At 72.6% G+C, this 21,750-nt stretch carries 21 protein-coding genes; 15 read left to right on the forward strand and 6 right to left on the reverse strand.

Annotated elements, in window-relative coordinates:
- Positions 1-14 precede the first annotated feature (14 nt).
- The 5 genes from SGA01_RS20250 to SGA01_RS20270 are packed head-to-tail and all read left to right on the forward strand — an operon-like array spanning position 15 to position 5,404.
- The gene (locus SGA01_RS20250; protein ID WP_229918163.1) at positions 15-893 is read left to right on the forward strand and encodes a glycosyltransferase family 2 protein; all 879 of its coding nucleotides are present in this window, start codon (positions 15-17) and stop codon (positions 891-893) included.
- Positions 890-2,248, forward strand: a complete 1,359-nt coding sequence (locus tag SGA01_RS20255) for a glycosyltransferase family 2 protein (RefSeq protein WP_229918165.1) — start codon at positions 890-892, stop codon at positions 2,246-2,248. Before SGA01_RS20250 ends, SGA01_RS20255 begins: the two co-directional genes overlap by 4 nt.
- Positions 2,245-3,624 carry a lipopolysaccharide biosynthesis protein gene (locus SGA01_RS20260; protein WP_141297859.1) on the forward strand — a complete coding sequence of 460 codons (1,380 nt, stop codon included), beginning with the start codon at positions 2,245-2,247 and terminating at the stop codon, positions 3,622-3,624. The genes SGA01_RS20255 and SGA01_RS20260 overlap by 4 nt, the downstream gene beginning before the upstream one ends.
- Positions 3,621-4,604 (forward strand): glycosyltransferase family 2 protein, encoded by a 984-nt coding sequence (locus tag SGA01_RS20265; RefSeq protein WP_141297860.1) that lies wholly within the window; start codon positions 3,621-3,623, stop codon positions 4,602-4,604. Before SGA01_RS20260 ends, SGA01_RS20265 begins: the two co-directional genes overlap by 4 nt.
- Positions 4,601-5,404, forward strand: a complete 804-nt coding sequence (locus tag SGA01_RS20270; RefSeq protein WP_141297861.1) for a polysaccharide deacetylase family protein — start codon at positions 4,601-4,603, stop codon at positions 5,402-5,404. Before SGA01_RS20265 ends, SGA01_RS20270 begins: the two co-directional genes overlap by 4 nt.
- Before the next feature lie 14 nt (positions 5,405-5,418).
- Here SGA01_RS20270 and SGA01_RS20275 read toward each other — a convergent pair whose 3' ends face one another.
- The 4 genes from SGA01_RS20275 to SGA01_RS20295 are packed head-to-tail and all read right to left on the reverse strand — an operon-like array spanning position 5,419 to position 9,848.
- Positions 5,419-6,309 (reverse strand): glycoside hydrolase family 16 protein, encoded by an 891-nt coding sequence (locus SGA01_RS20275; protein ID WP_167534141.1) that lies wholly within the window; start codon positions 6,307-6,309, stop codon positions 5,419-5,421.
- Positions 6,306-7,565, reverse strand: coding sequence for an FAD-dependent oxidoreductase (locus tag SGA01_RS20285; protein ID WP_141297863.1), 1,260 nt, complete (start codon positions 7,563-7,565; stop codon positions 6,306-6,308). Before SGA01_RS20285 ends, SGA01_RS20275 begins: the two co-directional genes overlap by 4 nt.
- 40 nt (positions 7,566-7,605) lie before the next feature.
- Positions 7,606-8,001 carry a hypothetical protein gene (locus SGA01_RS20290; protein ID WP_141297864.1) on the reverse strand — a complete coding sequence of 132 codons (396 nt, stop codon included), beginning with the start codon at positions 7,999-8,001 and terminating at the stop codon, positions 7,606-7,608.
- Positions 8,002-8,012: 11 nt separating this feature from the next.
- Positions 8,013-9,848 (reverse strand): glycosyltransferase, encoded by a 1,836-nt coding sequence (locus SGA01_RS20295; protein ID WP_141297865.1) that lies wholly within the window; start codon positions 9,846-9,848, stop codon positions 8,013-8,015.
- A gap of 201 nt (positions 9,849-10,049) precedes the next feature.
- Between SGA01_RS20295 and SGA01_RS20300 the strand changes: the two genes are divergently transcribed.
- The 4 genes from SGA01_RS20300 (at position 10,050) to SGA01_RS20315 (ending at position 14,313) form a co-directional block, all read left to right on the forward strand.
- Positions 10,050-11,330, forward strand: a complete 1,281-nt coding sequence (locus tag SGA01_RS20300) for a carboxylate--amine ligase (RefSeq protein WP_229918167.1) — start codon at positions 10,050-10,052, stop codon at positions 11,328-11,330.
- Between the two features lie 40 nt (positions 11,331-11,370).
- Positions 11,371-12,459 carry an aminoglycoside phosphotransferase family protein gene (locus tag SGA01_RS20305; protein ID WP_167534142.1) on the forward strand — a complete coding sequence of 363 codons (1,089 nt, stop codon included), beginning with the start codon at positions 11,371-11,373 and terminating at the stop codon, positions 12,457-12,459.
- Between the two features lie 26 nt (positions 12,460-12,485).
- On the forward strand, positions 12,486-13,574 hold the full coding sequence (locus tag SGA01_RS20310) for a lipid II:glycine glycyltransferase FemX (protein WP_167534143.1): 1,089 nt from the start codon (positions 12,486-12,488) through the stop codon (positions 13,572-13,574).
- A gap of 70 nt (positions 13,575-13,644) precedes the next feature.
- Positions 13,645-14,313 carry a UbiX family flavin prenyltransferase gene (locus SGA01_RS20315; protein WP_141297920.1) on the forward strand — a complete coding sequence of 223 codons (669 nt, stop codon included), beginning with the start codon at positions 13,645-13,647 and terminating at the stop codon, positions 14,311-14,313.
- On the opposite strand, the gene SGA01_RS41125 is transcribed toward SGA01_RS20315, so the two are convergent.
- Entirely contained in the window at positions 14,310-14,447 is a 138-nt protein-coding gene (locus SGA01_RS41125; protein ID WP_167534144.1) for a hypothetical protein, read from the reverse strand. The two genes, SGA01_RS20315 and SGA01_RS41125, sit on opposite strands and share 4 nt — an antisense overlap.
- Before the next feature lie 113 nt (positions 14,448-14,560).
- On the opposite strand from SGA01_RS41125, the gene SGA01_RS20320 reads away from it, so the two are divergent.
- Positions 14,561-15,016, forward strand: coding sequence for an Lrp/AsnC family transcriptional regulator (locus tag SGA01_RS20320; protein ID WP_055642891.1), 456 nt, complete (start codon positions 14,561-14,563; stop codon positions 15,014-15,016).
- 49 nt (positions 15,017-15,065) lie between these two features.
- Positions 15,066-16,229 carry an aminofutalosine synthase MqnE gene (gene mqnE, locus SGA01_RS20325; RefSeq protein ID WP_055642892.1) on the forward strand — a complete coding sequence of 388 codons (1,164 nt, stop codon included), beginning with the start codon at positions 15,066-15,068 and terminating at the stop codon, positions 16,227-16,229.
- 97 nt (positions 16,230-16,326) lie between these two features.
- Here mqnE and SGA01_RS20330 read toward each other — a convergent pair whose 3' ends face one another.
- Positions 16,327-16,860 carry a GNAT family N-acetyltransferase gene (locus SGA01_RS20330; protein ID WP_141297868.1) on the reverse strand — a complete coding sequence of 178 codons (534 nt, stop codon included), beginning with the start codon at positions 16,858-16,860 and terminating at the stop codon, positions 16,327-16,329.
- A 156-nt stretch (positions 16,861-17,016) separates the two neighbouring features.
- Between SGA01_RS20330 and SGA01_RS20335 the strand changes: the two genes are divergently transcribed.
- The 4 genes from SGA01_RS20335 to SGA01_RS20350 all read left to right on the forward strand — a co-directional run bounded on the left by SGA01_RS20335 (position 17,017) and on the right by SGA01_RS20350 (position 21,739).
- Positions 17,017-17,283: a DUF4229 domain-containing protein gene (locus SGA01_RS20335; protein ID WP_141297869.1), complete on the forward strand. Its 267-nt coding sequence runs from the start codon at positions 17,017-17,019 to the stop codon at positions 17,281-17,283.
- A gap of 351 nt (positions 17,284-17,634) precedes the next feature.
- Positions 17,635-18,987 carry a dicarboxylate/amino acid:cation symporter gene (locus SGA01_RS20340; protein ID WP_167534145.1) on the forward strand — a complete coding sequence of 451 codons (1,353 nt, stop codon included), beginning with the start codon at positions 17,635-17,637 and terminating at the stop codon, positions 18,985-18,987.
- A gap of 121 nt (positions 18,988-19,108) precedes the next feature.
- Positions 19,109-19,747 carry a TetR/AcrR family transcriptional regulator gene (locus tag SGA01_RS20345; RefSeq protein WP_141297871.1) on the forward strand — a complete coding sequence of 213 codons (639 nt, stop codon included), beginning with the start codon at positions 19,109-19,111 and terminating at the stop codon, positions 19,745-19,747.
- Between the two features lie 99 nt (positions 19,748-19,846).
- Positions 19,847-21,739 carry an AMP-dependent synthetase/ligase gene (locus SGA01_RS20350; protein WP_141297872.1) on the forward strand — a complete coding sequence of 631 codons (1,893 nt, stop codon included), beginning with the start codon at positions 19,847-19,849 and terminating at the stop codon, positions 21,737-21,739.
- Positions 21,740-21,750: the final 11 nt, after the last annotated feature.

A 21,750-nucleotide genomic window follows, 5' to 3' on the forward strand; every position in this document is an offset into this window, starting at 1 on the left:
GATCCGGAGCCATCATGACCACTCACCCGACCCTGCCGCGCAGCACAGACTCCCGGCCCGTCGACCACCCGCTCCGCCGCTCCACCGACCCGCCCCCGCACCCCATGCGGCGCGCCGAGGACAAGGCGCCGACCCGCCTCGCCGTGAGCCTGGTGATCCCGGCCCTGAACGAGGCGCGCAACATCCCCTGGGTCTTCGAACAGATCCCGGACTGCGTCGGCGAGGTCCTGCTGATCGACGGAGACTCCCACGACGCCACCGTCCGCGTGGCGACCCGGATCCTGCCCACGGTCCGCAGCATCCCGCAGAGCGGCAAGGGCAAGGGGAACGCCCTGCGCACCGGATTCCTCGCGGCGCGCGGCGACTACGTGGTGATGATGGACGCGGACGGCAGCATGTCCCCCGCCGAGATCCCGCACTTCGTGCACTTCCTGGAGAACGGCTACGACTTCGTCAAGGGCTCCCGCTTCGTCGAGGGCGGCGGCTCGCTCGACATCACCCGCTTCCGCAGCCTCGGCAACCACGCCCTGCTCGCCCTCGTGAACCGGCTCTACGACGCCACGCTGACCGACCTCTGCTACGGCTTCTGCGCGTTCCGGCGGAGCTTCCTCGACCAACTCGACCTGCACGCCACCGGTTTCGAGATCGAGGCCGAGATGATCGTGCACGCGCTGCGCTCCGGACTCCGGATCGCCGAGGTCCCGAGCCTCGAACTGCCCCGCCGCAACGGACGGTCCAACCTGCACGCGATCTCCGACGGACGCCGAGTGCTGCGCACGCTGCTGTCCGAGCGTCCCGGCGCCCAGACCGAGCAGGTGAACGGCCAGAAGGCGAACGGCCAGAAGGCGAACGGCCGGCCGGCGACCGCACCGCGGGAGCGGAGCACGCCGTGACCGGCGTGACCGTACGGCCGCTCGCGCTGTCGGGGCCGCTGCCGGTCGTGGACATCGACCTCGCCGAGCCCGGGGCGTTCCGGCGCCCGGGCGGCGGGGCCCGGATCAGGCCGACGGGCCGCGCGCTCGGTCTCGTACGGCTCCACGGGCGCCCGCTGGGGATGGCCGAGGCGTCCGGCGGCGGGCCCGAGGAGCTGTGGGAGGCCCTCGCGGCCTCGGCGCGACGGGAGTTCCCGCCCGACGAGAGGGTCCCAGGCTCGGCCCCCGGACTCGACCCGCCCGACGAGAACCCGAGGCGCGCGCCGGAGCTCGGCGAGGCGCCCGCGATCAGCGTCATCGTGGCCACGCGGAACCGCGCCCGGATGCTCCGCGACTGCCTGGACTCGCTGCTGGCCGTCGAGTACCCGCGGTTCGAGGTGATCGTCGTGGACAACGCCCCGGCGGACACCTCCACCGAGGAGCTGGTCCGAAGGGAGTACGGCAGGTCCCCGCCGGGTCACGGCCCCGCCGTCCGCTATCTGCGCGAGCCCGTGCCCGGTCTCGCCCGGGCCCACAACCGGGGGCTCACCGCCGCCCGCGGCGTCATCAGCGCCTTCACCGACGACGACACCCTCGTCGACCCGCTGTGGCTGACCGCGCTCGCCGCGCCCTTCCTCGCGGACCCCGGGACCGGCTGCGTCACCGGCCTCATCGTCCCCGCCGAGCTGGACACCGAGGCGCAGGTCGCGCTGGAACGGCACGGCGCGTTCGCGAAGGGGTACGCCCCCCGCACCTGGTCGCTGCGCGCCCCGCCCGCCGACCCGCTGTTCCCGTTCACCGCCGGCCGCTTCGGCTCCGGCGCGAACATGGCGTTCCGCACGGACCTGCTGCACGACCTCGGCGGCTTCGACCCCGCCACCGGCGTCGGTACCCCCGCGCACGGCGGCGACGACCTGCTCTCCTTCTTCCGGGTGCTGGCCCACGGCCGCTCCCTCGCCTACGAGCCCGCCGCGATCGTCTGGCACCGGCACCGGCGCACCCCCGAAGCCCTCGACGCACAGGCGTTCGGCTACGGCGCGGGGTTCGGCGCCTATCTGGCCGGGGCGCTCGTCCACGAACCCCGCATGCTGCCCGCGCTGCTGCGCCGGCTGCCCGGGGGCGTCCGGTACGTGATCGCCAGGAACCGCGAACGCGCGGGACCGAGCGCGGGGCCGACCAGGCTCGCCCGCCTGGAACTGCGCGGCCTGCTCTACGGCCCGTACGGCTACCTGCTCAGCCGGCGGATCGAGCGGCGGCTGCGACAGAGGACCGGGACCGGGCGCCGGCACGGTGATCCCGCGGACCCCGGGCCCCGGAGGCGGGGCGGAGCACGATGACCGAGCCGCGCACGGCACCCCCCACCCCCGTGGCCCTGGTGGCCGACCCCGAGGCCGAAGGCGACCGGGCTCCCCTCGACACGCGGCGCTCGCTCGGCGCGGTCGTCCGGTCCGGTGTCGCCGCGGTCTTCCCCCGGGACCCGCTGCTGCGCAACGGGCACCTCCTCGCGATCAGCTCCCTGGTCAGCTCCGCGCTGGGCTCGATCTTCTGGGTCCTGGCCACGCACTGGTACGACGACGAGGTCGTGGGCCTCAGCTACTCGGCGCTCTCCATGACCCTGCTGCTCGCCAGCATCGGACAGCTGAACCTCTCCGACTTCCTCGTCCGGTTCGTGCCCTCCGCCGGGCACCACACCCGCCGGCTGATTCTTCTCTGCTACGCCGTGAGCGCCGTCGTCAGCTCCCTGGTGGCCATCGGCTTCCTGCTGCTCGTCCCCAAGGTCGCGCCCGGCCTCGACTTCCTGCTGACCCCCGTGACCGCCGCCTGCTTCGTCGCCGCCACCGCCGGATACGCCGTCTTCGTCATGCAGGACGGCGCACTGACCGCCGTGCGGCGGCCCGGCTGGGTGGTGGGCGAGAACGTGATCTTCGCCTGCGTGAAGATCGGACTGCTCGGCATGGGCGCGGCGCTGGCGCTGTTCTCCGGCATCCTGCTCTCCTGGGTCGGGGCGCTCGCGGTCTCCCTCGTCGTCGCCAACTTCGTCCTGCTGCGGCGGGCCGTGCCCGAGCACGTACGGGTCTCGACGGAGGCGCAGCGACCGGCCGGGGCGCTGCGGTACGCGGCCGCCGACTACGTCGGCTCGCTCTTCCGGATGGCGGCGTACACCCTGGTCCCGCTGCTCGTCCTGAACAATCTGGGCGCCGAGCAGAGCGCCTACTTCTCCCTCGCCTGGATCGTCGGCTACGTGCTCTACCTGATCGCCCGCAACCTGGGCAGCTCCCTCGTCGTGGAGGCGGTGAGCAGTCCGGAGCGGCTGGTCGAGCACACGATGAGGATGCTGCGCCACACGGGTCTGCTCCTCGGCGCGGCCATCGTCCTCGTCGTCGCGCTCGCGCCGCAGATCCTCTCCCTCTTCGGCCCCGAGTACGCCGAGAACGGCACCACCCTGCTGCGGCTCCTCGCCCTGTCCGCCCTGCCGAACATCCTGGTCAGCCTCGCCATCGACGTGTGGCGGGCGCGCCGGCGGCTGCGCTGGGCGGTCGGTGTGCAGATCGTGATGTGCGTGCTGGTCCTGGGGCTCACCAAGCTGCTGCTGCCGACGCTGGGGCTCACCGGTGCGGGTGTCGCCTGGCTGGTGACCATGTGCCTGCTCGCCGCGCCGCTGATGATCTGGCGGGCGCGCTGGCTCACGACCGCATCACGGAGGTCCTCGTGAACACCGAGACCGAGACGGGCGCCGGGACCGGGACCGGTACCGTCGCGCCGAGCCTGACCGTCGTCGTCTGCGCCTACACCCTCGACCGCTGGGACGACCTGCGGACGGCCATCGGGTCGCTGCGGGACCAGCGGCACCCCGTGGAGGAGACCGTCCTGGTCGTCGACCACTGCCGTGAGCTGTACGAGCGGGCGTCCGCCGCCTTCCCCGAGGTGCGGGTGCTCGCGAACCGCGAGCGCCAGGGGCTGTCCGGGGCCCGCAACACCGGGGTGGCGGCCGCCCGTTGCGAGGTCGTCGCCTTCCTCGACGACGACGCGGCCGCCGATCCGGACTGGTCCGCGCGGCTCCTCGCCCGCTATGCCGACCGGGCCGTCGTGGGCGTCGGCGGCCTGGTCCGGCCCTGGTGGGTCACCCGGCGGCCGGTGTGGTTCCCGCGCGAGTTCGACTGGGTGGTCGGCTGCTCGTACCGGGGGCTTCCCGAACGGACCTCCCCCGTACGGAACTTCATCGGCGCCAACATGTCCTTCCGGCGGGCCGAGGTGATCGCCGCCGGAGGCTTCCGCACCGACCTGGGGCGGGTGGGCAAGCGCCCCCTCGGCTGCGAGGAGACCGAGCTGTGCCTCCGGGTCGCCGCCCGCCGCCCGGCCGCCGTCCTGCTCCACGAGCCGGCCGCCGCGGTCCGCCACCGGGTGCCCGCGGCCCGCGCCACCTGGGCGTACTTCGTCGCGCGGTGCTACGCCGAGGGCCTGTCCAAGGCGCGCGTCGCCCAGCTCGGCAGCACCCGCGCGGCCCTGTCCAGCGAGCGCGCCTATCTGCGGTCGACCGTTCCGCGGGCCTTCGTGCGGGCGCTGCGGCCCGGCCGCCCCGGCGGTCTGCGTACGGCCTCCGCGCTCGTCGGCGGGGTCGGGGTGACCGTCGCGGGTTACGTCGTGGGCCGGGCCCGGCGCCCGGCGGGAGGAGCGGACGGAGGACGGTCATGACCGCCGTGCCCGTCTTCCTCTACCACTCGGTGTCGACCGATCCGCCGTCCTGGATCGCGCCCTTCACAGTCGGCCCGCGCGTCTTCGCCGAGCAGCTGGAGACCATGGTCGACAGCGGTCTGCGGCTCGTGCCGCTGCGGATGCTGGTGGAGGCGCAGCGCGGCGGCCCGCCGCTCCCCGCCCGGTCCGCGGTGCTCACCTTCGACGACGGCTTCGCCGACTTCCACTCGACCGTGCTGCCCCTGCTCGTCCGCCTCGGCCTGCCCGCCACCCTGTACGTCACCACCGGCGCGCTGCGCGGCCGCGGTCCGGCGGACGACGTCTTCCCTCCGGAGTCCCGGATGCTCGGCTGGCGCCAGCTCGTCGGTCTCGACGAGTACGGCGTGGAGGTCGGCGGCCACACCCGCACCCACCCCCAGCTCGACACCCTGTCCGCCCGCCGGGTGTGGGACGAAGTGGCGGGGTGCGGGCGCGAGTTGGAGGACTTCCTCGGGCGCCGGGTCACCTCGTTCGCCTACCCGCACGGCTACTCCAGCCCGGCGGTGCGCGAGCAGGTGCGCGCGGCCGGGTGGACCTCGGCGACGGCGGTGCGCGACGCGTTCAGCTCGGCGGGCGACGATCCGCTGCGCATCGCCCGGCTGATGGTGCGCGCCGACACGGACCGGGACCGGTTCCGGCAGTGGACCCTGGGGGCCACGGCGCCGGTCGCGCCGTTTCCCGAAGGGCCCCGGACCAAGGGCTGGCGCGCCTACCGGCGGATGAGGGCCCGCCTGAACGTGCCGTACAAGGCGGTCTCCTAGGGGGGCAGGGAGGCTCAGCGCTGTTCCCACACCCGTACCCAGTCCACGTGCATCCGGGCCGTGTCGACCGATTCCGGGGGCGCCTTCGGCACCCCGACCGCGAGGTTGAGCAGGATCTCCATGGGCACGTCCGGGATCCGTTCGGTGTCCGTCACACGGAGGCGCTCGACGCCGTCCACGTACCAGACCAGCTCGTCGGCCTCCCACAGCAGGCCGAACACATGGAACTCGGCAGGGAAGTCGACCGGCCCGTACGTGCCGCGCTGCCGCTCCTCGTCGCCGTCCGCGTCGCGCCAGTGCACGTACATGCTGACCTGCCGGGTGGTGTCCAGGAACTCCATGACGTCGATCTCCGGCGGGGTGAAGCGCGAGGCGGGCATCAACCAGAACGCGGGGAACATGCCCTCCTCGGGCGGGATCCTGATCGCCGCCTCGAAGTAGCCGTACGTGAACGTGCGCCGGGGCTCGGCGTACCAGTCGTCCCGGCCGGTGGAGACCATTCCCGAGGTCCACGGATAGGAGTCGTCGTCGCTGCCGCGGGTCTCGCGCCGCTCGGCGGTGAGGGTCAGCTCGCCGTCCCCGACGGAGACCTGCTCCGGCAGGTACCACTGCAGTTCGTCGTTGCCGCTGTTGGTGCAGCCGTCCTTGTTCCAGTCGTAGCAGGTCGTCCACGTCCGGTCGTCGAGCTCCGTGCCGTCGAACTCGTCGTTCAGCACGAGCCGCCACTCGTCGGGCGGTGTCGGCCCGGTGGAGGCTTCCCCGGTGATCCCGGCCTCCCCGGTGATCCCGGCCGGCCGGGTGCCCTCGGCGGTGCCGGTGCAGGCGGCGGCCGTCAGCAGCAGGACGGACGACAGCGCCAGTGCCGCGGCCTGCCGGAGGGACCGGCGGCCGCCCGGCCCGTTCACCGCTCTCCGCCCCCGCCACCGCCCGCGACCGAGGCCGCGACGCGGGGCGCGGCGAACGTCGTGCCGTGGACGAACCGCAGGAGCGGGCCGAACGTGGGGGCCGCGGCCAGACCGGTGAAGTACAGGCCGGGCACCGAGGACTCGCACTCCGCCGAGAGCACCGGCGCGCCGCCGGGCCAGGTCCGCACCGACGTCCGCAGCGCCGGCTCCAGGACGGGGATCCGCTCCACGTCCACCCGGTAGCCGGTGGCCGCCAGGACGTGGTCGGTGTGCAGGACGTCCCGCCTCCCCGCCGTGTCCTCCGCCTCCAGGCGTACGGCACCGTCCTCCTGCCGGGCCCCCACCAGGCGGTGCGCGCACAGCACCGGGAAGCGGCCGTCGACCCGGTCGCGCAGCCACCAGGCGCCGGACGGCCCGAGCACGGTGCGCAGGAAGTGCGCGCGCACCGGGCGCGGCAGCCGGCGGTAGGCGGCGGGGCCGCGGCTGACCGCGAAGAGGGACCAGCCGGGGCCCAGCGCCGAGCCGGGCTTGAGCAGCCGGTCTGGCCAGGACCGGGCGGCCGGCCGGTCCGTCGGCGGCGGGTCGCCGAAGAGCAGGGCGCGGGTCCTGGCGATCACGACGGGCTCGGCGCCCGCCTCGTGCAGCAGGGCGGCGCTCTCCAGGGCCGACTGGCCGGCGCCGACGACGGCGACGCGCCGTCCGGCGAAGGCGGCCAGGTCCTGGTGGTCGCACGTGTGGGAGGCGAGGCCCGCCGCGGCGAGCGGTGTCAGTCCGGCCGGCCGGTGGGCGTAGGAGACGAGTCCGGTGGCGACCACCACGGCCCGCGCGGCGACCTCCTCGCCGGAGTCCAGGGAGACGGCGAAACCGCCGTCGGCGCGCCGCACCTCGCGTACCGCCGTACGCTCCACGTCCGGCACCAGGCGCTTCCGGAACCAGTGGCCGTACGCGACGAACTCCTCCACCGGGATCGGATAGGTGTCGCCCACCGGGGGGCGACCCCGCTCCGCCCGGAAGTCCGCGAACCGGTGCCCGTCCCCGGGGGCGGAGATCGAGGACGCCGCCGGGACGGACTTGAGGAACATGCCGTCGGGCATATGGGTCCGCCAGGTCTCCATCGGTTCGCCGAGGACGCGCGTGGTGGTCCCGCCCGCACCCAGCCAGGCGGCGGTGGCGAGCCCGAACGGACCGGCTCCGACGACCACCACGGGAAGCCGGCGGCGTCGGGAGTCCCGGGAGCCCTGGGAGTCCTGGGCCATCGCGCGTCTCCTCTCCGGCGATCCTGCGAGGAAGGGCCCTTCAACCAGCGTGCACCTCCGTGTCCCGGTTCCGCGCGCCGGGGTGGACGGGCAGCAGGGCCATGGCGGTGGTCAGGACGGCGAGCGCGAGCAGGGCCCGGGTGGCGGTGAAGACGCCGCCGAGGAAGAGCGCGACGGCCACGAGGGTCGTCAGGGCGAGGCCGAGCACGAGGGCGACGAGGGCGGTCTCCAGGAACACGGCCGGGTGCCCGCCCCGCCGCGCCCCGCCGGCCCGCCGCGCCCCGCCCGGCCGCAGCGCGAGCAGGGTCGCGAGACCCGGGCAGACGAGCAGGAAGGCGGTGACGGCGGCGACCCGCAGCGGGGCGGCGTCGGGCAGCGATATGGCGAGGAGCGCGAGCCACCCGGAGGCGGCGAGTCCCAGGCGCAGGAGTGTCATGGGGTGCCTCCTCAGTCGGGCGGCGGTGTCACGTAGCGGTAGACGATCGCGTCGCCGTTGTCGTAGACCTTCGTGAAGCCCGGCGCGTCCGACAACGCGGACTGCATCCGCTCCGGGAGGTCGGCCGGCAGTGCTCCGGTGACGTAGAGGTTCATGTCCTGGGCGCGGGAGAGCACGATGTACGCGGGGTGCTCCTCGGTGGCGCCGAAGACGAAGCCCTCCACCCCCTCCACCGGGTCGCGCACCAGCTCCCGCAACTCGTCCTTCTCCTGGTAGGCCAGCTTGACCCGGGGGTGTTTCTCGTAGTCCACGTCGAGGTCGGGCACGTCCTCGGTGAGCGTGACGAGCGTCGAGCCCGGTGGGGCGTGCTCGATCACGTACCGGGCGGCGGCGACCTCCTTGAGGGTGTACTGGTTCAGGGCCTCCTTGCCGTAGTAGCCGAAGACCAGCGCGCCGAACATGGTCAGGAGGAGGGGGTAGACGGCGAGCGTGCGCGCGACGGGCCGGCGGTCACCCGGTGGCAGCACGAGAGCCGCCACCAGGAACGCGGCGGCGGGCAGCGCGAAGAGATAGGCCCGGAAGAGCATCTCGCCGCCGTAGGCGTTGACGGCGAGCAGCGGCAGCGGGGCCGCGGCCAGCAGGGGCAGGCCCGTGCGCCGGGTCCACCGGCGGACCAGGAGACCGGCCAGGGCCAGGACGGCGACCGCCGCCGACAGCCCGCGGTCGACCCAGGACAGCAGGATCTGCCCCGGAGCGGCGTCGCCCAGGGCGGCCAGTCCGGAGGAGACGTTCTTGTCGGGCTCGGTGAGCGAATCGATGAGGTTGCTGATGTTCACGGAGATGTACGACCGGGCCACGGTGGCGTCCCAGGCGGCGGTGAGGACGACCGCGGCGATCAGTACCGGCAGCGCGAGCCGTCGGCTGCGGCGGGGCAGGGACAGCAGCGCCATGGCGCTGATCAGCATCAGGGGCGTCAGCGGGTGCGAGACCACGATCGTGGCCACGATCACCACGACCACCACGAGGAGCCCGGGGGGCCAGCCGTCCCGCCTGCGCGGATCCGGGCGGGGGAGCGCCGACGACCGCAGCTGCCGGAAGAGGAGGGCGACCACGGTCATGAAGAGCAGGAAGGCGAAGGACTGCGGCGCGAAGTAGTCCTGACCCACCCACGAGCAGCTGTAGAAGATCCAGACCGCGCCCCACACGAGCCGTCGGTCGCGGGTCACCGACCTGTACAGCAGGAGCAGCGGCGCGAGCAGCAGGGCGTTGGCGAACGGGGGTGTCCAGGCGGCGTACCCGACGCTCGAATCGAGCCCGGTGGTCTGCAGGAACAGCGCGTGGAGCTGGAAGAAGCCCGGCCAGTCGTTGTAGACGGAGAACTTGTCCGCGTTCGGCACCTCGCCGCCGTGCCGGATCATCGCGTCGATGACCGCCAGGTGTTTCCAGGCCCAGGAGTAGCGCAGGGTCGGGTAGAGGAGCGTGGGGGTGGCGTGGAGCAGGGCGACCAGCGCGAGTACGTAGCCGGTCAGCCAGGCGCTGTGGGTGCGGCGGTCGGCGAGGGCCAGGCAGAAGCCCAGCGTGAGCAGGGCGGCCGCCACCCAGAACAGCGGGGGCAGCACCTGGAGGAGTCCGAGGTCGCGCATCCGGTCGATCGGGACCGAGCGCAGCGATAGCAGCCAGAGGGCGACGGACAGGGGGAGGATCAGGCGGGACGCCCAGACGCGGGCGGCGGCGGACCGGGTCCGGGGGCGGTTCCGGGGCGGGTTTCGGGTGGTGTTGTCCTGCGTGGCGGCGGGCTTCTCGACAGCGTGACCGGGGCGACCCGGTGGGGCGGCGTCGTTCGTCATGACCTTCCCGCCCGTCGGACGGCCGCCCGACATGTGGGGCCGGCGGTGGTGCCCGCTCACCGGAACACGTCCGTGAGCTGTTCTGCGGGACCACACCTTCCGGCAAGCCGCAAAAAGGACATTATGGTGTGATTCTAGAACGCCCCCTGGTGTGAGGCCTGATGGGACATCGGGCCTCGGGGCACCCGAAGGGAGAGTCGTGTGAGCCCGCGCGCGCCGGACGACCCGCTCCTCGAACCGGCGGTGCCCGCGCTCGATCCGGCGGTGCCCGCGCTCCTCGCCAAGATCGGCGGATACCCCCAGCACCACGGCGGGCTCGGCGTGGTCCGCACCCTCGGCCGGGCCGGTGTCACCGTCCACGCCGTCGTCGAGGACCGGCTCACCCCGGTCGCGCTCTCCCGCCACCTGTCCCGCGCGTTCGTCCGGCCGACGACCGGCCTGGAGCGGCAGGACGCGCTCGTCGCGGCCATGCTCGACATCGGCCGGTCCGTCGGGGCGCCCTGCGTCCCCGTGCCGACCGACGACGAGGCCGCGATCCTCTTCGCCGAGCACTACGCGACCCTGTCCGAGTGCTTCCTGCTGCCCCGGGTGCCCCCGGCCCTTCCGCGACTGCTGGCCGGAAAGGCGAGCCTGCACGTGCTCTGCGAGGAGCTGGGGATCGCCTCGCCGCGCACCAGGGCGCCCGTCACCCGCGACGAACTCGTCGACGCGGGCCGCGAGCTGGGCTTCCCCGTCGTGCTGAAGAACCGCGACGCGTGGACCAGGCTGCGCGACCCGGCCGTGGGCGGCACCACCGCGGTCCGTGACGAGCGCGACCTCCTGGACCGGTTCGCGCCGGGCATCCTGCCCCCGCTCCTGGTCCAGGAGTACATCCCCAGGGAGTGGGCGGAGGACTGGATCACCCACCTGTACTGCGGCACCGGCGGCGAGACCCGGGTCGCGTTCACCGGACTGAAGCTGCGCTCCTGGCCGCCGCACGCCGGGGTGACGACCCGGGCCGTGGCGCTGAGCAACCCCACGCTCGTGAAGCTGGCCGCGGACCTGTGCCGCCGGATCGGCTACAGCGGTGCGGCGGACCTCGACTGGCGCTACGACCGCCGCGACGAGCGCTACAAACTGGTCGACTTCAATCCGCGGACCGGCGCGCAGTTCCGGCTGTTCGAGAACGTCTGCGGCGTGGACGTCGTACGGGCCATGCACCTCGACCTGACGGGTCGTGACGTGCCGCAGGGCCCGCAGGTCGACGGGCGGGTGTTCGTGGCGGGGCAGCTCGACCTGCCGTCGGTGCTGGCGTGGCTGCGCGAGGAGCACCGGCTCCCGCCCGCCCTGCTCCCGGGGCCGGAGGCCGAGCGCGCCTGGCTCAGCCGGGAGGACCCGCTGCCGGCGGCGGTCGAGGCGGTCCGGTTCCTCGGCACCGTCGCCCGCCGTGTCGGGCGGGACGTGCGCGCCAGGGCCGCGCGGGGGTCGCTATGGCCGCGTTAGAGTGAAATGTTCGCATTTCGATGCGTGGCCGGGAGGATCCGTGGACACCGCTCTCTCCCGGACCGTGCCGGGGGAGCGGCCCGGCCCCGGACGTTCGGGATGGAGCAGTCTCCTTCCGCTCGATCCGAACCCGCTGCTGACCCGCCCGTCCGACCTCGTGCGGGCCCACCGTCTCGCCGTACTGCTGCGCGGCGGGAGCGTCCGCTTCCGCGATCTGCACCGGCTGGAGCGGACCGTCTCCGACCTGCTGGTCTTCCGGCTGGAGGACCACGCGGCGGAACCCCTCGTGATCAAGCACCCGCGCAGCTCCCGCGCCGCCGGCTCCCTCACCCACGGCTGCGCGGCCCTGCGCGGACTGGCCGGGGACGACCGGGTCGGGGAGTGGCGACGACTGCTGCCGCAGGCCGAGGAGCTGCGGTACGAGGGCCGGCTGCTGCTCGTGGCCGAGCGCTGCCTGCCGGGCGTCGAGGGGGACGTACTCCTGCGGCGCACCCCCGGCCGGACCCTGCCGCTGGCCGTCGCGGCGCTCGGCACCGTCGCGGCCCTGCACCGAGCGACCGGCCGCCCGGAGCGCGCCGAGCGCAGGACCGCCGACTGGGTGGACACCCGCCTCGCGGTGCTGACCCGGGAGGTCCCCTGGTGCGGCGGGGCACACGGCGCGACCGCCGTACGGGCCCTGCGGGACCGGCTCCACGGCGGTCTGGCCGGGCGCACCCTCACCACGGCCTGGACCCACGGCGACTACCACCCCGGGAACATCCTGGTGAACGAGGAGAGCGGAGCGCTGTCCGGGGTGATCGACTGGGCGGACGCGCGCCCCGACGGCCCGTGCGCCGTCGACTCGTACCTCTTCGTCCTCACCCTGCGCCAGCAGCGCGAGCGGCGGGAGCTGGGGCGGATCGTGGCCGACGCCGTGCGCCGCGGCGGCCTGCTGCCCGAGGACCGCGACCTGCTCGCCCACTCCGACGTCCCGCCCCCGCGGCAGGAGACCGACGAGGCCCTGCTGCCGCTGCTCACCTGGCTGTGGCACGTGGCGGGGAACGCGGCCAAGTCCGCGCGCTACGGACGCAGCCGCCGCTGGGTGGCAGGAAACGTGGTGCCGGTCCTCACCGAGGTGGCGCGGCGGTGAGCGGGGAAGCGGTGAGCAGGGAGGCGGTGAGCACCGTGGAGGTCCTCGACCGGACCACCGAGGCGGGCCCGGTGCGGGTGACGACCCCCGCACCGCGCGAGGAGTGGTGGCGGCTGGCCGAGGAGGACCCGGCCACGCTCGTCACCCAGACGCCGACCTGGCTCGACTCCCTCTGCGCGGCCGGCCCCTTCGAGGACGCCAGCCGGCTGTACGTCTTCGAGGGCGGCCGCCGGCTCGTCGTCCCCCTCGCCCGGCGCCGCGGACTGCCCGGGTGGCTGAGCGCCGAGGAGTCCTGGCCGTCCGGCTGGGGGATCGGCGGACCGCTGGCGGCCCCGGGCGCGCCCGACGAGGAGGAGGCCGCGGTCGTCCTCCGCGATCTGGCCCGGCGCCCGGCGCTGCGGGTCGGCGTGCGGTTCGGGCCTGACGCCGACCCGGTGTGGCCGGCCGCAGCCCCTCCCGACTTCGCCACCGAGGCCCTGACGACATACGTGCTGGACCTGAGCGGGGGCTTCGACGAGGTCTGGGCGCACCGCTTCCACGGGCGGGTGAGGCGTGACGTGCGCAAGGCGGAGCGCTCGCCCGTCGAGGTGGAGGCCGACCGCGAGGGCCGGCTGGTGGGGGAGTTCTACGGCTTGTACGAGACGTCCATGGTGCGGTGGGCAGGGCAGCAGCACGAGCCCAGGGCGTTCGCCCGCCTGCGCCAGTCCCGGGCGTTTCCGCGGCGGTACCTGGAGGAGGTCGCCGACCGGTTCGGTGCCTCGTGCGCCGTCTACCTGGCCCGGGTGGACGGGGAGCCGGCCGCCGGCGTGGTGGTGCTGTCGTACGGCGGCCGGGCCAAGTACTGGCGCGGTGCGATGGACCGGGACCTGGCCCATCCGGTGCGGGCCAACTTCCTGCTGCAGCGGCTCGCGATCGAGGACGCGTGCACCGAGGGCCGGACGGCCTACGTCATGGGCGACTCCCGCCCGGGGTCCCCGCTCGCGCACTTCAAGGAGGGCTTCGGGGCCGAGGGGCTCCCCTCCCTCCGCTGCCGCCGGGAACGCCTTCCCCTCACCGAGACGGACCGCCTCCTGCGGACCACGGCGAAGCGGCTGCTGCGCTTCCGGGACGCCTGACCCGGACGGTGCCGCGCCCAGGCCCGCTTTTTCCTGGCCGGATAGGCTCTCTGTCGTGGAGTCGCAGGAATTGAAGAGTCGTCGGCCCTGGATCGTGGGGGTCTCCGGTGCGTCGGGCACCCCGTACGCCGCCGCCGTGCTGAGGGGACTGCTCGCCGCCGGGGAGAGTGTCGACCTCGTCGTGTCGCGGGCCTCGCGGCTCACGCTCCTCGACGAGACGGGCATCTCCTTCCGGGACGCGCACTGGCGCGAGGACCTGGCGACCTGGCTGGCGCGGGGCGCCGACGGGAAGCCCGGCACGTTCGACGTGTCCTCGGAGCTCGCGGACGTGCGGTACTGGGCGGCCGGGGACCTGGCCGCGGGGCCGTCCTCGGGCTCGTACCCGGCGAAGGGGATGCTGGTGGTGCCGGCCTCGACCGCCGCGGTGGCGGGAGTGGCGCTGGGGCTCTCGAAGGACCTGCTCCAGCGGGTCGCGAGTGTCACGCTGAAGGAGCGGCGGCCGCTGGTGGTCGCCGTGCGGGAGACCCCGCTGAACGGTCAGACGCTCAAGCACATGGTGACGCTGGACGAGGCGGGCGCCGTGGTGCTGCCCGCCTCTCCGGCGTTCTACGCGGGGGCGACGCACATCCAGGATCTGGTGGACTTCGTCGCCGGGCGGGTACTGGACGCGGCAGGTGTGCCGCACCAGCTGTACCGCCGGTGGGAGGGAGAGCTGGGTTCCGCTCTCCAGGCTGATTAGCGCTTCTTGGCGCGCTTCTTCGCGGCGCGCTTCGAGGCGGAGACCGACTGGTGGGCACGCGAGCGGTTGGCCAGGTCCTGCAGCTCGCGCATACGGGCGTAGGCCATCTCGATCGTGTACACGGTGAACACCACTCCTGAAAGATCGTCTTTGATCTACTGAAAGATTCACAGGGTGTCTTCCCTGTGTACCTTAGATTCTATACCCAAACTCGCGGTATCGCTGGACAATGGAAGGCTTCATACCTATGGACGCCGTGGACAGGCAGCTCATCCAGGCTCTGCGTGAGAACGGTCGCGCCTCGTACGCCGAGCTCGGCCGGCTCGTCGGGCTCTCCGGCCCCTCCGTCACCGACCGCATCAACCGTCTTGAGGCGGCCGGGGTCATCACGGGCTACCGCGCCACCGTCGACGCCGCCTCGCTCGGCCTCGGCGTCACCGCCCTCATCGGCATCTCCCTCTCCGACGCCGCCGACCACGAGGACGTGGCCCGCCGCCTCAAGGACCTCGCCGAGATCGAGGACTGCTGGTTCATCGCCGGCGACGACTCCTTCATGCTCAAGGTCCGCGTCAGCGACGTCGACGGCCTGGAGAAGACGATCCGCCGCCTCAGCGGCACGAAGGGCGTCTCCCGCACCCGTACGACGATCGTGCTCTCCACCAAGTGGGAGAACCGGGTCGGAGACCTGCCCGAAGAGGGCTGAGAGTACGGTGGTGGAGCCTGATTTCGGAGACAAAGGGAGGCGGCCGTACATGGACGCGGGACTCAAGCGCGAACTTGAGCAGAAGGTCCGGGACGGTGAGCGGCTGAGCCGTGAGGACGGCATCGCCCTGTACGAGTCCGACGACCTCGCCTGGCTCGGCGGGCTGGCCCACGAGGTCCGGACCCGCAAGAACGGCGACGTGGTGCACTTCAACGTCAACCGTCACCTCAACATGACGAACGTGTGCACCGCCTCCTGCGCCTACTGCTCCTTCCAGCGCAAGCCGGGTGAGAAGGACGCGTACACCATGCGCATCGAAGAGGCCGTGCGCCTCGCGAAGGCGATGGAGAACGAGAACCTCACCGAGCTGCACATCGTCAACGGGCTCCACCCCAACCTGCCCTGGCGGTACTACCCGCGCTCGCTCTCCGAGCTCAAGAAGGCCCTGCCGAACGTCTCCCTCAAGGCCTTCACCGCCACGGAGATCCACCACTTCGAGACGATCTCCGGGATGTCCGCCTCCGACATCCTCGACGAGCTGATCGAGGCCGGCCTGGAGTCCCTGACCGGCGGCGGCGCCGAGATCTTCGACTGGGAGGTCCGGCAGCACATCGTGGACCACCGCACCCACTGGGAGGACTGGTCCCGGATCCACCGCCTCGCGCACGAGAAGGGTCTCAAGACCCCGAGCACGATGCTGTACGGGCACATCGAGGAGCCCCGTCACCGCGTCGACCACGTGCTGCGGCTGCGCGAGCTCCAGGACGAGACCGGCGGCTTCCAGGTCTTCATCCCGCTGCGCTACCAGCACGACTTCGTCGACATGCAGGACGGCAAGGTCCGCAACAAGCTCCAGGCGCGCACGACGATGGCGACCGGCGCCGAGGCCCTGAAGACCTTCGCGGTCTCCCGGCTGCTCTTCGACAACGTCCCGCACGTCAAGGTCTTCTGGGTCATGCACGGCGTCCAGACCGCGCAGCTGGCGCTCCAGCACGGCGCCGACGACATGGACGGCTCGGTCGTCGAGTACAAGATCACGCACGACGCCGACAACTACGGCACGCCGAACAAGCTGGGCCGCGAGGACCTGCTCGAACTGATCCGTGACGCGGGCTTCCGCCCGGTGGAGCGGAACACGCGGTACGAGATCATCCGCGAGTACCCGGGTCCGGAGGCGGACCGGCGCGAGACGCCGCAGTCGATGCGGTTCTGACGTCTGACACGCGTGTGAAGGAAGGGCCGGCGGGATCTCCCGCCGGCCCTTCCTCGCGTCTCCGGGTTCTCGCCTCCCCGGGTTCTCGCGTCCCCGGTCAGTTCAGGGGCAGCAGCATGATGATGTCGTCGCGGTCGTCGCCGGGGGCGACCCGGATCGCGTCGGGGACGCGGCCGACCTCCTTGTAGCCGGACCGGGCGTAGAAGGCGTCGACCCCGGTGCCGCCCCGGCAGGTCAGGCGGATCGCCTCGATCGCCTCGAAGCCCGGGGCGGTACGGGCGGTGCGCTCGACCGCCGCCATGAGGTCGGCTCCGTACCCCTTGCCCTGGTGGCGGGGGTGGACCATCACCGTGTAGAGCCACACCCAGTGGGTCATCAGCGGGTGGGTGTTGAAGGTGAAGAAGGCTGTGGCGGCGACCTCGCCGTCCTCGTCGCGGCCGACCAGCAGGCGCGTACCGCCCTCGGTCATGGCGACGAGGTGCTTGAGCAGCGCGGGGCGGATCTCGTCGGGGGTCACGGGGGGAACGAAGCCGACGGCGCCGCCCGCGTTGGAGACGTCGGCCCAGAGGGAGAGCACGCCGTCGCGCAGGGTCCGGTCGACGGCCGGGTCCACCTCGAACGTAAGGGTCATGTGGTGAGCTTAGCCCTTACGGACAGGCGGGCTCAAGAGATGTCGGCCCCGCCCCCTCCAACCCCCCGCGCCGGTGATCACCAGTCTCCGTGCTTCACTGGAGGCGCGCTCGTCCCGTATGGGAACTTTTCGGAACGGAAGAGTGGACTGACTGACATGCTCCGCTACTCGCTGATGCGGCTCGGCATCTTCGCCGGGTGCTTCTTCGCCCTGTGGGGTCTCGTCTACGTCGGCGTGCTGCCGCGCGGCCTGGGCGACTCGAACCTGCTCTGGGTCCTCATCCTCGCCATCGTGGTCTCCGCCCCGCTCAGCTTCGTCCTCCTGCGCAAGGTGCGGGACGAGGCGAGCGCCGAGGTCGTGGCGAAGGTCGACCGCGCGAAGGACAAGCTGGCCTCGAACCGGTCCCAGGAGGACGCGCTCTAGGGCCGTAAAGGCTGCGTAAGCTTCCTCACAGACGTCCACCCCAGGTAGGGCCTTCCAAGGCTCCAGCCTGGGGTGTTCTGCGTTTCGGAGGCGGAACGGCGCTCTCGCGCCCCAAAGAATGGCTTTGAGGATCTCAAAGTTCAAGTGTTAACGTGTTCGACATGACGACAGCAGTGCGCCCCTCTCATGCCGCGAGCACCCCGCTCGTGGCGCGCCTGCACGTCGATCTGTGCCGCTGTATGTCCGCGGTCTGTTGCCGCGAGCTCTGACCCGGCATCATGCAGCGGCCCGCGTGAAAACGCGTGTGTGCCGCACCCCCGTCCCGTATTTCCCGATACGCACCTGTGGAGTGTGTCTGTGTCCGCGTCCGCGACCGCACCCGAGCAGAAGTCCCCGGCTTCCTCACGCATACCGAAGGTCCCCTTCTGGGCCCAGATCATCGCCGGCCTCGTCCTCGGCGCCCTGCTCGGCTGGATCGCCCGCAGCCAGGACGTCTCCTGGCTGAAGGAGACCCTCGGCCAGGTCGGCGACATCTTCGTCCAGCTGCTCAAGCTGGCCGTCGCCCCGCTCGTCTTCTTCGCGATCCTGGTGTCGATCACCAACCTGCGGAAGGTGAACAACGCCGCCAGGCTCGCCACCCGCACCCTGCTCTGGTTCATGATCACCTCGCTGATCGCGGTCGCCATCGGCCTCGCGATCGGCCTGATCACCAACCCGGGCTCCGGCACCGGCCTCACCCCGCAGGACGGCAAGCTGCCGAAGCGCGAGGGCTCCTGGATCGACTTCCTCACCGGCATCATCCCGACGGACGTCATCACGCCCTTCACCGAGCTGAACGTCCTCCAGATCGTCTTCATGGCCGCCGTCGCCGGCATCGCCGCCCTCAAGCTCGGCGACCGCGCCAAGCCGATCCTCACGCTCTCCGAGTCGATCCTGGAGCTCCTCCAGAAGGCGCTGTGGTGGGTCATCCGCCTCGCCCCGCTCGGCACCGTCGGCCTCATCGGCTTCGCCATCGCCGACTACGGCTGGGACCTGATCGGCAAGTACGCGACCTTCACCGCCGACGTCTACATCGGCTGCGCCCTGGTCCTCTTCGTCGTCTACCCGCTGCTGCTCGCGACGGTCGCCAAGGTCAACCCGATCCAGTTCTTCAAGGGCGCCTGGCCCGCGATCCAGCTGGCCTTCGTCTCCCGCTCCTCGGTCGGCACCATGCCGGTCACCCAGCGGGTCACCGAGCGCCTCGGCGTCCCGAAGGAGTACGCCTCCTTCGCCGTCCCGTTCGGCGCCACGACCAAGATGGACGGCTGCGCCGCGATCTACCCGGCGCTCGCCGCGATCTTCATCGCGCAGATCTTCGACGTGCAGCTCGGCATCGGCGACTACCTGCTGATCGCCTTCGTCTCGGTCATCGGCTCGGCGGCCACCGCCGGCCTGACGGGCGCCACGGTCATGCTGACCCTGACCCTCTCCACCCTGGGCCTCCCCCTGGAGGGCGTCGGCCTGCTCATGGCGATCGACCCGATCCTCGACATGATCCGCACGGCCACGAACGTCGCCGGGCAGGCGCTGGTCCCGGTCATCGTCTCCGCCCGCGAGAAGATCCTCGACCACACGGCGTACGCGAACGCCTCCTCGTCCCCGATCGACGAGCTGGTCGCGGTCGGCGGGACCGACGAGAAGGTCGCGGTCACGGCCGCCGCCTGACCCGGCCGGTCGTCCCGTACGGCCTGTCCTGAACGCCTACGTGCCCCCTGCCCCGTCCGGGCGGGGGGCACGTAGTCTTCTGCGGGGCAGCCGGCTGATCTTGGAAACAGGGGTGGGTGCCATGGAACACGCGGTGAAGGCGCGGCGGTTGCCGCGGGTCGTGCGGGAGCGGCAGATGGTGGACGCGGCCGTGCGGTGCTTCGCCCGGCACGGGTACCGGGCGGCGTCCATGGACGAGATCGCCGAGCTCGCGGGGGTGTCGAAGCCGCTCGTGTATCTGTATCTGGGCTCCAAGGAGGAGCTGTTCACCGCCTGCATCCGGCGTGAGGCGGGCGCGCTGCTCGGGGCCGTGGCCGCCGGGGCCGAGGGGGCGGGGCTGCCGCCCGACGAGCGGCTCTGGGCGGGGCTGCTCGCCTTCTTCACGTACGCCGCCGAGCACCCGGACTCATGGATGGTGCTGAGCCTGCGGGCACGGACGCAGGGGGAGCCGTTCGCCGGGGAGCTGGCCCGGCTGCGGGACGAGATCGTGGGCTTCGTCGCGGGGCTGATCGGGGAGGCCGCGAGGGAGGCGGACGGGGTCGTCACCGGCCGGGACGTGAACGCGCTCGCGCAGGCGCTGGCGGGGGCCGCGGAGTCCCTGGCCACATGGGCGAACGAGACCCCGGGGGTGACGGCGAAGGAGGCCGCCGCGACGCTGATGAACTTCGCGTGGGCCGGGCTCGGGAACCTCATGAAAAGCGAGCGCTGGTCTCCCCGTTGAGCCTTACCGCGCAGTAAGGTTACCGGCTAGTCAAAGGATCACAGGGCTCAACGTACCGACGCACGACCTCAGTTCATCGCGCAGACCGAGGAGCCGCACGTGTCCGTCGTCACCGTCGCATCCGAGATCGAGCCGGTCGAGCCGCGGAAGGTCCTGGTGGACGGGCGGGTGCGGGAGGTCTCCGTCCCCGCGCTCGTCCCCCGCGTGGCCCGCGGCTCCCTCGCCGACCTGCCGTACGACAACGCCCGCCAGGATCCCGAGGCCCCCCTCTTCTCCCGGAAGGACGCGGACGGGCAGTGGTACGACGTCAGCGCCGCCCGCTTCGCCGCCGACGTGCACGCCGTCGCCAAGGGGCTCATCGCCCACGGCCTGCGCCCCGGCGACCGGCTCGCCCTCATGGCCCGCACCACCTACGAGTGGACCCTGATCGACTTCGCCGCCTGGGCCGCCGGACTCGTCACCGTCCCCGTCTACCCCACGTCGTCCGCCTTCCAGACCCGCTGGATCCTCCAGGACTCCGGCGCCGCCGCCTGCGTCGTCGAGGACCCCGAGCAGGCCCGGCTCGTCTCCGCCGAGCGGCGGCAGCTCCCCGGCCTGGCCCACCTCTGGGCCCTCGACACCGGCGCCGTCGACCTGCTCCGCAGGGCCGGCGCCCGGGTCGCCGACGAGGCGGTCACCGCCCGGCGCGGACTCCTCACGCCCGAGACCCTCGCCACCCTCGTCTACACCTCCGGCACCACCGGCCGCCCGAAGGGCTGCGCCCTCACCCACTCCAACTTCTTCGCCGAGGTCGACAACGCCGTCCGGCTCCTCCACCCCGTCTTCGTCTCGGAGAGCAAGGAGCCCGCCGCCACCCTCCTCTTCCTGCCCCTCTCGCACGTCTTCGGCCGGATGGTCTCCGTCGGCTGCGTGCGGGCCCGGGTCCGCGTCGGCCACGCCCCCTCCGTCGAGGGCGACGAACTCCTCACCGACCTCGCCTCCTTCCGGCCCACCTTCCTCCTCGCCATCCCGTACGTCATGGAGAAGGTCTTCAACACCGCCCGCGCCACCGCCGAACGCGGAGGCAAGAGCGCCGCCTTCGACCGCGCCGCGGTCATCGCCCGCAAGTACGGCGGGAGTTCCGCGCCCTCGCTGGTGCTGCGGGCCGCGCGGGCGCTGTACGACCCGCTCGTCTACCGGCGGATCCGCACCGCGCTCGGCGGCCGGGTGAAGTACGTGATCTGCGGCGGCTCCGCGCTCGGAGCCCCGCTCGCCGAGTTCTTCGCGGGCGCGGGTGTCGCGGTCTTCGAGGGGTACGGCCTGACGGAGACCACGGCCGCCTCGACGGTCACCCCGCCGCGGCGGCCCCGCACCGGCACCGTCGGCTGGCCCCTGCCGGGCACGGCCGTCCGGATCGCCGACGACGGCGAGGTCTGGCTCAGGGGCGCCCACGTCTTCGCCGGGTACTGGGACGCCCAGCGCGGGGCGGCCGTGCCGTACACCGACGACGGCTGGTTCCCCACCGGCGACCTGGGCTCGCTCGACGAGGACGGCTATCTGCGGATCACCGGCCGCAAGAAGGACATCCTCATCACCTCGGCCGGCAAGAACGTGGCCCCCGCCCCGCTGGAGGACTGGCTGCGCGCCCACCCGCTGGTCTCCCAGTGCATGGTCGTGGGCGACGACCGCCCCTACGTCACGGCCCTGATCACCCTCGACCACGAGGGCCTCACGCACTGGCGGCGGATGCGGCACAAGGACCATCTGGCGCTCTGGGAGCTGACCCGGGACGAGGAGCTCCTCGGCGCGGTCCAGCGGGCGGTGGACGACGCCAACCGGCTGGTCTCGCGGGCGGAGTCGATCCGCGGCTTCCGGCTCCTGACGACCGAGTTCTCCGAGCGCTCGGGCCATCTGACCCCGTCGCTGAAGCTCAAACGGCGGGCCGTGCTGCGGGACTTCGCGCGCGAGATCGACGAGATGTACGGACCGGACGGGGCGGGGGGCGCCCTCTAGGGGGTGCCTTG

It is taken from the genome of Streptomyces gardneri, from assembly GCF_006539185.1.
In the GTDB taxonomy this organism is placed as follows: Bacteria; Actinomycetota; Actinomycetes; order Streptomycetales; family Streptomycetaceae; genus Streptomyces; species Streptomyces gardneri.

What these genes read in the sequence shown, in the direction of transcription:
- SGA01_RS20285 (WP_141297863.1), bottom strand. Translation starts at nt 7,565, where the DNA reads ATGGCCCAGGACTCCCAGGGCTCCCGGGACTCCCGACGCCGCCGGCTT.
- SGA01_RS20290 (WP_141297864.1), bottom strand. Translation starts at nt 8,001, where the DNA reads ATGACACTCCTGCGCCTGGGACTCGCCGCCTCCGGGTGGCTCGCGCTC.
- mqnE (WP_055642892.1), top strand. Translation starts at nt 15,066, where the DNA reads ATGGACGCGGGACTCAAGCGCGAACTTGAGCAGAAGGTCCGGGACGGT.
- SGA01_RS20295 (WP_141297865.1), bottom strand. Translation starts at nt 9,848, where the DNA reads ATGACGAACGACGCCGCCCCACCGGGTCGCCCCGGTCACGCTGTCGAG.
- SGA01_RS20270 (WP_141297861.1), top strand. Translation starts at nt 4,601, where the DNA reads ATGACCGCCGTGCCCGTCTTCCTCTACCACTCGGTGTCGACCGATCCG.
- SGA01_RS20250 (WP_229918163.1), top strand. Translation starts at nt 15, where the DNA reads ATGACCACTCACCCGACCCTGCCGCGCAGCACAGACTCCCGGCCCGTC.
- SGA01_RS20320 (WP_055642891.1), top strand. Translation starts at nt 14,561, where the DNA reads ATGGACGCCGTGGACAGGCAGCTCATCCAGGCTCTGCGTGAGAACGGT.
- SGA01_RS20335 (WP_141297869.1), top strand. Translation starts at nt 17,017, where the DNA reads ATGCTCCGCTACTCGCTGATGCGGCTCGGCATCTTCGCCGGGTGCTTC.
- SGA01_RS20330 (WP_141297868.1), bottom strand. Translation starts at nt 16,860, where the DNA reads ATGACCCTTACGTTCGAGGTGGACCCGGCCGTCGACCGGACCCTGCGC.
- SGA01_RS20260 (WP_141297859.1), top strand. Translation starts at nt 2,245, where the DNA reads ATGACCGAGCCGCGCACGGCACCCCCCACCCCCGTGGCCCTGGTGGCC.
- SGA01_RS20345 (WP_141297871.1), top strand. Translation starts at nt 19,109, where the DNA reads ATGGAACACGCGGTGAAGGCGCGGCGGTTGCCGCGGGTCGTGCGGGAG.